Here is an 11,832-nt window from a genome sequence, read left to right on the forward strand (position 1 = left end):
CCATGAACAATGTAACTGGTACTGCTTTTATCGTTGCCGAATTTAGAGCAGAAGAAAACCAAGAAACAGCCCCGCTTTACACGGATAATGTAGTAAAAATCTGGCTGAATGAGGAAACCAACAGACTTGCCTGCGAAATCGCTCAAAACTCTCCCGCAGCCAAAGAAATGATTAAGCTGCGGACTAAGTATTTTGATGATGTTTTGTCAAATCAAATTTTAGGAGGTTGCAAACAAGTAGTTATTTTAGGCTCCGGGTTGGATACTCGCGCTGCGAGAATTAATGGAGAAAAAACGACTTATTTTGAAATAGACGACCGCGCGACACTGCAATTAAAGGAAGAAACTCTCAAAGCCAACAAAATTACTGCCAATGTTCGCTACATTCCCGGCGATTACGTAAAAGACGGTTTAATCTCCTTGCTGAAAGAGAGCGAATTTGATTTCGATATACCGACATATTTTTTGTGGGAAGGCAACACTACCTTGCTTGACAAGAAAGATGTAATATTTGTCTTATAACAAATTCGCGACAATGTTAATACTTTCCGATTGTCCATTGATTATATGTCGGAAAAGGTGATTTTGAGAACGACGGGCTACCAAGATATCAATGATTACATAGATAAATACGAAAGTATGTATGCACCGTGGATTACTGGTTTTGACCAAATTGCCACTTTGACTGACGAACTCAATCTCAAACTTATTGAGAACTTTTCGACGGCAGATTTGCACGCACAATATCGCCCTCTCCGTTCGCTGGAATCTAATCTTTTTAAGTTCTATTTTGTGTGTACGTTAGAGAATTCAGTAGCGTCAGTCTGTCCCGATATTTGACTTAACTGACACAATTGGCTGCTGGCGCACCGCAGATCGCAGACGATCGCACTTTGTGTGTACGCTATAAAATGTAGTAAGTAGTCGGACAAAAGTAAATAGGACTGTATTAACTTTTGTTGCACAAAGGCACCGAGGCGATCGCTTCGGTGCGTGTCAACTGAAGGAAGTCGTGGCTCAGCTCCTTTAAGAACAAATTGCAACGCCCGATTGAGCCGACTTTTCCTACGACGCAGGACAAACTATCGTGATGAAGACGTTCTTACGTTTGCCACCCAACAAGAAGGTGCTGATGGTGTTACGATTGCTCTTAGTTAGGCCTGTATCAATGCTGTACCCTAATGCCTCCAAAAGTATTTGCCAATGTCTCAGGTAGGCTAAACTAGGAATTAACCAGCTTGACCGTCACGGCAGCAGGATTAGCCATCCTCTGTATCGTCTGGCCAAGGTCGAATCACTCCAATTATTCAATGCTATGACTTTAGCGACAAAACAAATCATTGAAAACAGCAATTATACCGAAGAAATTAAGGGAGTTGGAGAACAATTTGCAGCGATACAACAATCCTTAGAAAAAGCATTCCAATCTCAAGATGCTCTGGCACCACAGGAGGCGCTTAGAGAGCTGCTGTCAATCTACGACCTTTATCTCCATATTGAATCAGAAAGCAATCCTTCGGAGAGACTTAAAAGCTTAGAAGAACTTGAACGTAGCGTCGAAGTATTTAAGACCAAGTACAAAGACTTTGCCCCGAAGGAAGCTGTTGATGGCATAGAAAATGTACAACTTTGGGCTAAAATATCTAGAACAATGATGTTTGCCAAATCTTATACGCTTGCTGCATCTGTTGAAGACAACGAAATAAAGCAACTAAGATTTTTTTACACAGGACTCATCAATTTATTAGATATTGCAGAAAATTATCTAAGCTTCTTTACGGAAAGAGGTCGCGAATTAGCCAAAGCTATAGCTCAGGCATTCATCAGCTATAAAACATTTGAAGATTATGCCAAGAAAAGACCAGCAGATGAAATCACCAGCCAAGCTCTAGGCATAAGAAATGCAGCCAAAGCAATTTTGTGGGAAATTGATAGGCACGACCGCAAAAAATTTTCGTATAAATCACTCTATGAAGAAGCCAACAATCCACTAACAACAGATGATAAAGAAGAACTCATTAAAACTCTGCGTTCCTGGCGTGAAGAGTACATTAATGAGCTGGAAAAGCTATCAGACAACTAGCAACCTAATTCATGAGTACGTTAATTTTTTTAGATACGGGTGTCGTCGGAAAACTCATACATCCCCTTGTTGACCAAAGCAAAAATAGGTTGGTTCAAAACGCTGAAAGTGAAGTTAGGGAATCGACTAGAGAAGCAATTGAATGTAATGAGTGGTTAGAGAGGCTAACAAATGAGGGATATCGTGTAGTTATATCCGAAATCGTAAACTATGAAGCAAGGCGCGAGCATATCAGACGAATCCGCGATCGCAAATCTGGACTAGAAGAGAAACAAAAAGCTCTTAAAGCTATTGAAAAACTAGATGCGCTAATCACAAAAAAAGTTGTATATTTTCCAGTTACTTGCGAAGAGGGCAACGTAATGCAAGAAGCGGCTGAGCTATGGGCTTTTGCACGCAATAATTCTTATACAGCCTACGATGCAGATTTAATTATAGCCGCCCAAGCCATCATTATTAAGAGAATAGGAATAGATGTAATCATTGCAACAACTGACACCGAAGACTTTAACCGATTGCTAAGACAGCACCACATTGAAGCTAGACGCTGGAGAGATATTATACCAAATCCGCCTTAGCATAATACCTGACGCCAGTGAAAAACTTCCAGTGTCATTTTATTTTCCACGGTTTTTGTCCTGAAACTCAAGAGGCAATTCTCTAACAACTAAACTAATATTAGGAAAAAACAACCAAAATGTCACTATTAGAAGCACAGCAACTTACAATGAGATTCGGCGGTTTGACAGCGGTCAACCAGGTTAGTTTAATCTTGGAAAAAGGCTCGATCGCCAGTTTGATCGGCCCCAACGGTGCGGGCAAAACCACGTTTTTTAATATGCTGACGGGTATCTACAAACCGAGTGCCGGTCAGTTGCTGCTAGAAAATAAGAATATCACCGGTTTGCCACCCGATCGCCTAACCAGCTTCGGGATTGCGAGAACCTTTCAAAATATCCGCTTGTTTAACAATATGACAGTGCTGGACAATATTTTGGTAGGCAGACACAGCAGAATGAAGACAGGTTTGCTGGGTGCAATTCTCCGCCCACCGACTGCGATGGCCGAGGAACGGGAAGCTAAAATAAAAGCCCTGACTATGCTGGATTTTGTCGGTTTAGGCGTGAAGAAAGCGCCGGAGTTGGCAAAAAACCTTTCCTACGGCGACCAGCGCAGATTGGAAATTGCGAGGGCTTTGGCTTCCGATCCGAAAGTGTTGCTTTTGGACGAACCGACTGCGGGGATGAATCCGAACGAAACGGCTGATTTAACTCGGTTTATTTACCGGATTCGCGATGAGTTGGATTTGAGTATTTTGCTGATCGAACACGATATGAAGGTGGTGATGGGAATTAGCGATCGGGTTAGTGTGATGGAGTACGGTACTAAAATTGCTGAGGGAACTCCGGCAGAAGTTCGCGCAAATCCTCGCGTGATTGAGGCATATTTGGGAAAAGAAGAAGATGCCAATGGGTAATACAATTTTAGATTTGAGATTTGAGACTTCGGCTAGCGCGAGCGTCGAACGATTTTACATTGGGGATGACTGATGACTGTCGGGCTTTCAAGCTTGTCTAAAGTTGCATTCTTTGTTTAAACTTAATGGGTTTTGTGCGCCGACAGATAAGTGAGGTGCGCGGGGCGCACCCTACGGATTGATGTTCGGGGATTTTTGCTAAACTTTTGATGGGATTTCAGACAATTTATTCTTGAGTTTTCGCGCCCTGACAAATAAGCCTAAAAATATTGCAGTACCTAATACTGTGCTCGGTTCGGGAACTGCTTCTGGTTGTGCTTCTGCTTCTGCGAAATTGTTCTTAACTTCTACTAATGTTAATTTAGTGGCGCTGTCGAATGTCCGCGAATACACCCCAGAAGTATACAGGAGGCTTTTTGTTGCACTTCCTTCAGTCATAAAATTAAAATTAATTGCTGTGGGATGAAAGCTGTTGTCGGCGGACAAATTCAAAGAACGTCCCCCAGAAGAGTCTAAACTGCTGACAAGTTGAAAAGAGTCTAACAGAATGTCAGTAACAGTGTTAATCAACGAGAAAGATATACTTCCAATCGCTCGGGCGCGTTCTGATTTGTTGTTGTCAACTGATGTAAAAAGATGTAAAACTGTCTGAAAATTGAAGGAAAAAGTTTCTGCGGCATCTATGTCGAAGTCGCCGATAACTTTGGCTTGACTTTGGGCTAAACCTGCATAGTTGCTGCCGCTGCCTGCGACTTCACTTTTAGAGAGATTTGCTGCCAGCAATTCCTGACAGTTAGATATAAAAACTGCGTCAGCTTTCGCTTCGCTAATCACAATACCTTGGTTAGCTATTGTCTGAGTGTTAGTGTTAGTAGATGTACCTGTTTCTGTGGGTCGGTGACTGAAGTTGTCAATGCTTACTTCGGCTGCAGAACCTGCTATTGTGGCAGCACTGCTGGGCGCTATACCTACAGTCAACCCGGTTACTAAAGGAGTTGCTAATAAAAATGCGTTAGCGAAGCCCTCGAAGAGGATCGCTCCGGTACGGGGAGTTAATTTCATGGTAAATCTCCTTAAATTTGCAGGATTTTAAGTGCTGTGATTTGGGTAATTTCTAGTGGGGGTTTTCCCTTACGTATTCATACTATCCCTTTACTTAGAGATTGTTGTAAAGTTACGGTCAAGAAATCTTTTATTTGATTAAACTTTCTGTAAAGTTGGCGGCAACAACTGCTCAAAATACCTGATATTCGAGCGATCGCTGCGTGTTGATTTAAGTAAAATTACTGCTTACTCTAAAAAAGGTTAATTTTAAATAAATGCAATAAAAATTTATGATTAGTCGGGATAATATAACAAAGGACAAAGCAGAAAGAGTAATTATGCTAGAAATCAAAGACATACACACCTACTACGGAAATATTCACGCTCTCAAAGGAGTCTCGCTAACAGTCTCGCAGGGAGAAGTTGTGACATTAATCGGTAGCAACGGGGCGGGGAAAACTACAACTCTGCGCACGATTCAAGGGCTGCTGCGCCCGCGCCAGGGTAGTGTACTGTTTGAGGGAAAGCCTTTGGAATCGCTGTCTACGGAGGCGATCGTCCGTTTGGGCATTTCTCAAAGTCCGGAAGGGCGGCTGATTTTTGGGCGCATGACGGTGCAAGAAAACCTGGAAATGGGTGCTTATCTCCGCAACGATACTCTCGGTATCAAGTCGGATATGGAAAAAGCTTTAAATTTATTTCCCCGTTTGCGAGAAAGAATTAGTCAAAAAGGGGGAACTCTCAGCGGGGGGGAACAGCAAATGCTGGCGATCGCCCGGGCTTTGATGTCGCGCCCCCGTTTGCTATTGTTGGACGAGCCGAGTATGGGCTTGGCGCCGATGTTAGTCAGTCAAATTTTTGCGATCGTCCGCGATATTAATGCTGAAGGAACAACTATTTTACTGGTGGAACAAAACGCCCGCATGGCTTTAAGTGTAGCCCACCGCGGCTATGTCATCCAAACTGGTGAGGTTGTAGTCGCCGGTACTGCTAGCGATTTGCAGTCGAATGAAACTGTTCGCAAAGCGTATTTAGGTGAAAGTTAAATAGCTATTTTGGGAATGGGTAATTATCATGTCCGGTTATGCAACGATAATTTAGTTCGCAGCATCGGAATGCAAGTCCTTATTAATTCATATATAAAGAGAGGACTTGCATTCCGAACGATCGAACACTCGCTAATTACGGGCAAACGGGACATTATATTAGATCGAGTGCGGTTAATGAAGCATCTTGGTTGGGTTCGGGGCGGGTTTACTAGGCTGTCTGACTTGTCTTAGAGATTTTGGTGAACCCGCCCCTACAGGATTTATGTTTATCTTCCCGATTACCAATTCCCGATTACCAATTACCAATTCCCGATTACCAATTAGCAATTACTCAATTTGCGATCGCAAATTCCCCGTTTTCAATTCCGTCTCAAAAGCCGCCCGCACCTTTTCCCACTCCGCTTGGGCTTCCAACAGGCGATCGCGCGCCGTCCTCGCATCAAAAACCTGTTCCCCTCCAGACTCAACCGCCACGCGGCCCATCAACTCCAACTCCTTGCAAACTTCCGAAAAAGACACCGCTCCTAAATTGGCGCTGCTCGACTTCAGCGTGTGAGAAGCCAGCTTCAAACTGTCAGCATCGCCGAGAAAAATAGCCTCCTTCATTGTTTCTAAATGCTGCGGTGCGTCCAACAAATATATCTTAATCAACTCCCCCAAAAAATCCGGATCTTCGTCATCGTCTAGCTCGCGGAGATTTTTCAAAACATGAAAATCTATCGGCGAATTTGCTGGCGGTTGAACGCTCGAATTTCTAGCAGCCTCACTGCCAATTTTGTCAGAAATTTCTGGATGTTTCGACTCAGTAACGGCATTCAATTCATCCCGATGCAGCGGTTGGCACTTGCTGAGGGCGATCGCCAACTCTTCCCGGCGCACCGGCTTAGTAATATAATCGTCCATACCGGCTTCCAGACACTTTTCGCGATCGCCCTGCATCGCATTAGCAGTCATCGCAATAATTCTCGGCTTCTTGTTAGCTGGCCATTCCCGACAAATGCGCCGCGTCGCTTCCAACCCGTCCATCTCCGGCATCTGCACGTCCATCAGCACAGCATCGTAAGATTGCCGCTTCAAGGCCTCCAAAACCTCCAACCCATTAGCCGCAATATCGGCCCGATATCCTATCCTGTCGAGCAAATGCGTAGCGACTTTTTGATTCACCACATTGTCCTCGGCCAGCAAAATCCGAATCTGACTAGAATTAGCTGCATCGTGTGCGGCAGAATTGCTCGCAACCTGCCTCAAAACCGCAGGCGTCCGCTGCACGCGGTGCTGTTCTTGAGAATTTTCAAAATACTTCAATCCCGAAGTCAAAGTCGCCACATTTGAAAGTTCTCCCTTGCCGCTTCTGCCGGCAACATATCCAAAAACTTGCAGCAATACATTATAAAACTGCGACTGTTTTAGAGGCTTAGTTAAAAAAGCCGAAAAATGTACTTCTGTAGTTTCAAGTTTTTTCCAAACTTCCGCCTTGCTCAAATAAGTAAACAGCACCAAAGGCAGCGTAACTTTGCGAGGGCTTTTAACTTTGATGACATTCGGATTTAGCCCGTCGCGGCCAGACAAATTGCTCAGCTCCCATGAACGAATCTCCACAGCCAAAGCCACACCGTCCATATCTGGTAGATTCATCGCCAAAATAGCCAAATCGATCGCCGAATTTTCTTTGATGATTTCCAAAGCCTCAGCACCCGAAGTTACAGCCACGGGTATCATGCCCCAAGACTCAGCTTGCCGGATCAAAACTTGCCGGTTAATGGCATGATTCTCGACAATTAACAAACGCTTACCAGCCGCAAATTCCGGCTGTTTTTCCTCAGCCGCGCTTTCCGTCGCTTCAGCAATCACCGTGAAATAAAAAATCGAACCCGAACCCGATATCGACGGCGCAGAAAATTCCGCAGGCGGCTTTCCTGCCGTACTTTGTCCGATCGCAGAAACTGTCGGTTGAGACTTAGAATTTCCCGGAGCAACCTGACTGACAACCCACATTTTACCCCCCATCATATCGCTCAAACGCTGGCTGATAGCCAGTCCCAAACCCGTCCCGCCGTAATGTCGCGTTGTCGAAGCATCCACCTGCGAAAAAGCTTTAAACAGGCGATCGATCCTGTCTGGCGGAATGCCAATGCCCGTATCTTGGACACCAAATTGAATCTCGTATTGTCTCCTACCTGCCAACTTTTGCGGCTCTAGAATATTGCTGATTTCCGGCAAACTCTTAGCAGGTAAAAGCTCTATTTTTCTCGCCGTACAGCAGACGACAATTTCTCCACATTCTGTAAATTTAACTGCATTTGCCAGCAAATTTACCAATATTTGGCGCAGCCTCGTGACATCTCCTAAGATTTTTTTAGGAACAGAATCATCAATAAAGTAAGCCAACTCTAAACCTTTTTCCGACGCTCTCGGAGCCAGCAATTCCATAGATTCTTCTATACAGTTTTGCAGCTCGAAGGGGCTGCGTTCCAAATCCATTTTGCCCGATTCAATCTTGGAAAAGTCGAGGATATCGTTAATAATAGTCAGCAAAGCATCGCCGCTGGTGCGAATTGTCTCCACAAAATCGCGCTGTTCTGGAGTTAGTTGCATATCCAGCAGCAAACCCGTCATCCCGATTACCGCATTCATCGGAGTGCGGATTTCGTGACTCATCGTCGCTAAAAATTCACTCTTAGCTCTGTTAGCAACTTCCGCCGCTTGTCGCGCTTGATCCAAAGCTTCATTTTGCTCGGCCAACTGTTGCTGTCGCTGAACTTCCGTTTCTAAAAGTCGTGCTTGAGCTAATGTAATTCCGACTTGAGCGGCAACATCTTCTAAGAGTTCAATTTCGTCGGGAGTCCACTGGCGAGTTGCATCGCACTGGTGCAAAGTAATAATGCCATTCGGTTCTCCTTGATAGGAAGTGCGAACCGCCAACATAGATTTTAATCCGATGCGGCGGCACATCGGCACGGAAGATTCGAGCAAAGGATCGGCAAACACATCGGGAGATGCCAGGGCTATATCTTCAGCGAGCAATTTTTCTGTGTAGGGGTTGTAAGTGACAGAAAGTTCTAAATCTAAAGCCGATTCGTGACCTGGTTCTAAGTATTCTGCGACGCAAGGAAGGTGGGCATAAGGTTGGGCAAGATAGGTGTGAATTGTACAGCGATTGACGCCGAATACGCGGCCGATTTGGGTGGCGGTAGTCTGAAAAATTTCTTGAGTGTCTAAGGTCGATCGCACTTTTTGAGTAATTTGTTTGAGCAGCAAAACGCGCTGGTACTGACGCTGCAAAGTTCGCTCTCGCTCTTCGCGGGCAATTTCCGCGCCGATGTAATTGCCCATCAACTTTAAAATTTCAAAATTCAGCGGTTTTAAAGGAGGTTTAGCGGTGCGGGAAGTAAAGCTCAAAGTCCCAAAAATTCGCCCTTGTACTATTACCCGCGTGCCGACAAAAGCCTCCAACCGGCGCACGGCGTAAGCGGGGTGGTTGCGCCACTCAGTAGTGCCGGCGGATTCGATCGAAATAGGTTCGCTCGATCGCAAAACCTCTCGCTCGAAGGTTCTGCTCAAAGCAAAACCGTCTCCTTTGGCAAATCCGAAGGGAAAATCTTGCGGTACATAAGCCGCGAGCACTTCGTAGCGATCGCCCAAAACCCTGCCCAACAGCCCGATATCCATCCCAAACTGACTGCAACCCATTGCCAGCAACCGAGCCGTTCGCTCGTCAAAAGAGCCGGACGAGCCCACCATTACCTCGTAGAGCGATCGAATTGCCCGCTCGCTTTCCCGCAGTTCCTCAACCCCTTCGACGCGGTTGCAGACATCGTGCAAAGTCCCTAAAATTCCCACTATTTCACCTTGGGAATTCCGCCGGACTTGGGCAAATATTTCAACCGAAACAAAGCCCGAATTACTGTGAATTCCCAATTCGTTTTGGCCCGAGTCCGACTTGTATTTTATTCGCAGTTCTCGCCGATAAAATGCCGACTTGGACGACAGCAAAGACTCCAATAAATTTCTACAATGCTGACCCTCATCTGGATGCACCCAATCTAAAAAATTAGTTTGCAAACTTTCGGAAACCGAAAACCCAGTAATTTCCGTCCAAGCGCGGTTGAGAAATGTCCAAATTCCCCCGGCATCCATCTGGAAAATTACTGTTGCTTTCAAAGAGTCAAATACTTGGAATTGGTCGAGATCGTTCTCGCAGTTTTTGAGTTCTAACTGCTTGTTTGGAGTAATATCTGTATGAGTTCCGACTACCCGCAGCGGTTTGCCCGCAGCGCTCCGCAAAACTTGACCTCGGTTCAGCACCCAGACAGTGCTGCCGTCTTTGCAGTACATCCGATATTCTGCTGCAAAATCCGGTGTTTTTTGTGCGAAGTGATCTTCTAAAGCTGCTTTTACTCCGTCAATGTCGTCTCGGTGAATGCGACTCCACCATTCCGATCGCCGATTCGAGATTTCCCCTTCTTTGTAGCCCAGCATTTCTTGCCACTGCGCCGAATAAAAAAACTCATCAGTTTCGAGATTCCAATCCCAAATCCCCTGATTGTTGACGGTAGCGGGGAGATTGAGAGGCCCGGCGAAACTGTTTTCAGCAATTTCTGCACTTGGGGGGCGATTGGCGGCCGTTCGCTGTATTTGGGCCAAGAATTTTTTGTATTGCGCGTTGCTAGATTCTAGCTGGCGCTGCAAAGCGATCAAGCCTGAATGCAGAGATTTTGAATCCAGCGCTTGTAAAAGGATAGTTTGAGGATTGACAATCCCGATCGGGTGATTGCTGTCGTTGATGACTAATAAAGGCAACTGGCAGTAGTTTTTTTGCAGCAGGGCGATGGCTGCTTCCAGGGTAGAGTGCGATCGCACCAGCGGCGGCGAACTGTTGCAAATTGCTCCCGCTTTAATTCTGTTGGAGTCTCTGTCTAGGGCCTGCAACTGCACGATGTCCCGCGAACTTACCACCCCAACCAGTTTGTGGAGGTTGGGATTTGTAAATTTGGAATTTTGAGCAGCACCAGTCGAGGTTTGTTCTGGGGTTTCAGTGATTAATACATAACTAACATTGTGTCGGAACATCAGTTGCGCCAAATAGCGAACCGAAGCCGTAGCTGGAGCGTGAATAATTCGCGAGGCTGCAATTTGAGGGATTTGATCGAGTTTAATTAAATGAGCGGGCAGCTCTAATTTCGGAGGTGAAATTGGCAGCGGTGGAGGGAACGCGAAGACCGCCGCCGGTGGCGAAGCGCTGCTAATTGCTGGTTGTGCCGATTCCCCAATTTTCTGCAACAGTTGAACCCAGCTTTGAGAGCTAATTAAACCGACAAGTTCTTCAGCGTCGTTGATGACTGGCAAATGGCCGATCTGATTTTTCTCCAGCAGATTTGCTAAGGCAAAAAAGTCGGGGATTTCCGATTCTCTTGCTACAGTTACGGTTCGGATCATGATTTGTTCGATCGCAAATCCCCTCAAAGCAGCGCCGATCGAATTTAGCTGTACGACATCACGCGCTGTAAAAATCCCCAGCACCGTCTGCCCAGCCCGATAGGATGGTTTTGAGCCGTTGAGACCCGGCCCGTTGACGGATGGCGGTAGCGCACGCGGTACGCCGTGGTAGAAACCCGACTGTTTGCGCGATTGTGGAGAAGTCCCGTTCGTGGGATTTCCGAGTTGAGAATGCCCGCGCGGTTCTACCACGAGGACGTAACTGGCTCCTGTGCTGCTCATCAGCTCGATCGCCTCTTCTACGGGCGTCCCAGGGGTGACGGTGAGGGGATTGCGGTTAATGACCTGACTGAGAGAGGGAATAAACATCAGGGGGCATAAGAGTGATATTTGTTAGAAAAACCCGATCGCCACAGCCGACAGCAGGTTGATTGAGAGGCTTTGCCCGCGAGGTTTCCAAACGCGCTCAAAGTTTCTGTACGATTAAAATCACCCCTACTTCCAGCATCTTGGCATTGAAAATTAATTCCGTGCCAAATCCTGACAATTGACAGGTTCGGCAAGTCAGAAGCAATGCTACCTGCCAGAGGGTGGACTTTGGACTCGCCGGCAATTCCTCGCCCAGTCTAACTGCTGAGGGTTTACGAGCAATAATTTCTGCGATCGTCTTGAGTGCACCCGAATTTCTGGCCTTCAACGGAACTCTCGCTCGGATTCTGTTGGAGGCAAGATACCTGCACGCTA

Annotated in this window: 9 protein-coding genes; 6 read left to right on the forward strand and 3 right to left on the reverse strand. The window is 46.0% G+C overall.

The genetic code is table 11. The features are described 5' to 3' along the window. The first annotated feature begins 2 nt into the window (after positions 1-2). From QUB63_RS19785 to QUB63_RS19805, 5 genes are all read left to right on the forward strand, one after another. Positions 3-521, forward strand: a complete 519-nt coding sequence (locus QUB63_RS19785) for a class I SAM-dependent methyltransferase (RefSeq protein ID WP_332946981.1) — start codon at positions 3-5, stop codon at positions 519-521. A 30-nt stretch (positions 522-551) separates the two neighbouring features. After that, positions 552-839, forward strand: coding sequence for a hypothetical protein (locus QUB63_RS19790; RefSeq protein ID WP_332946982.1), 288 nt, complete (start codon positions 552-554; stop codon positions 837-839). A gap of 475 nt (positions 840-1,314) precedes the next feature. Next, positions 1,315-2,082, forward strand: a complete 768-nt coding sequence (locus QUB63_RS19795) for a hypothetical protein (protein ID WP_332946983.1) — start codon at positions 1,315-1,317, stop codon at positions 2,080-2,082. A gap of 11 nt (positions 2,083-2,093) precedes the next feature. After that, positions 2,094-2,660, forward strand: a complete 567-nt coding sequence (locus tag QUB63_RS19800; RefSeq protein WP_332946984.1) for a hypothetical protein — start codon at positions 2,094-2,096, stop codon at positions 2,658-2,660. Positions 2,661-2,779: 119 nt separating this feature from the next. Beyond that, positions 2,780-3,559, forward strand: a complete 780-nt coding sequence (locus QUB63_RS19805; RefSeq protein ID WP_332946985.1) for an ABC transporter ATP-binding protein — start codon at positions 2,780-2,782, stop codon at positions 3,557-3,559. A 198-nt stretch (positions 3,560-3,757) separates the two neighbouring features. On the opposite strand, the gene QUB63_RS19810 is transcribed toward QUB63_RS19805, so the two are convergent. Beyond that, on the reverse strand, positions 3,758-4,621 hold the full coding sequence (locus QUB63_RS19810) for a PEP-CTERM sorting domain-containing protein (RefSeq protein ID WP_332946986.1): 864 nt from the start codon (positions 4,619-4,621) through the stop codon (positions 3,758-3,760). A gap of 320 nt (positions 4,622-4,941) precedes the next feature. On the opposite strand from QUB63_RS19810, the gene QUB63_RS19815 reads away from it, so the two are divergent. Further along, a complete protein-coding gene (locus QUB63_RS19815; RefSeq protein WP_332946987.1) occupies positions 4,942-5,649 on the forward strand; it encodes an ABC transporter ATP-binding protein in 708 nt (235 codons plus the stop codon). A gap of 330 nt (positions 5,650-5,979) precedes the next feature. On the opposite strand, the gene QUB63_RS19820 is transcribed toward QUB63_RS19815, so the two are convergent. Next, the gene (locus QUB63_RS19820; RefSeq protein ID WP_332946988.1) at positions 5,980-11,457 is read right to left on the reverse strand and encodes a response regulator; all 5,478 of its coding nucleotides are present in this window, start codon (positions 11,455-11,457) and stop codon (positions 5,980-5,982) included. A 97-nt stretch (positions 11,458-11,554) separates the two neighbouring features. Next, entirely contained in the window at positions 11,555-11,785 is a 231-nt protein-coding gene (locus tag QUB63_RS19825) for a hypothetical protein (RefSeq protein WP_332946989.1), read from the reverse strand. Between the last annotated feature and the right edge of the window lie 47 nt (positions 11,786-11,832).

Source organism: Microcoleus sp. ARI1-B5 (genome assembly GCF_036705795.1).
In the GTDB taxonomy this organism is placed as follows: Bacteria; Cyanobacteriota; Cyanobacteriia; order Cyanobacteriales; family Microcoleaceae; genus Microcoleus.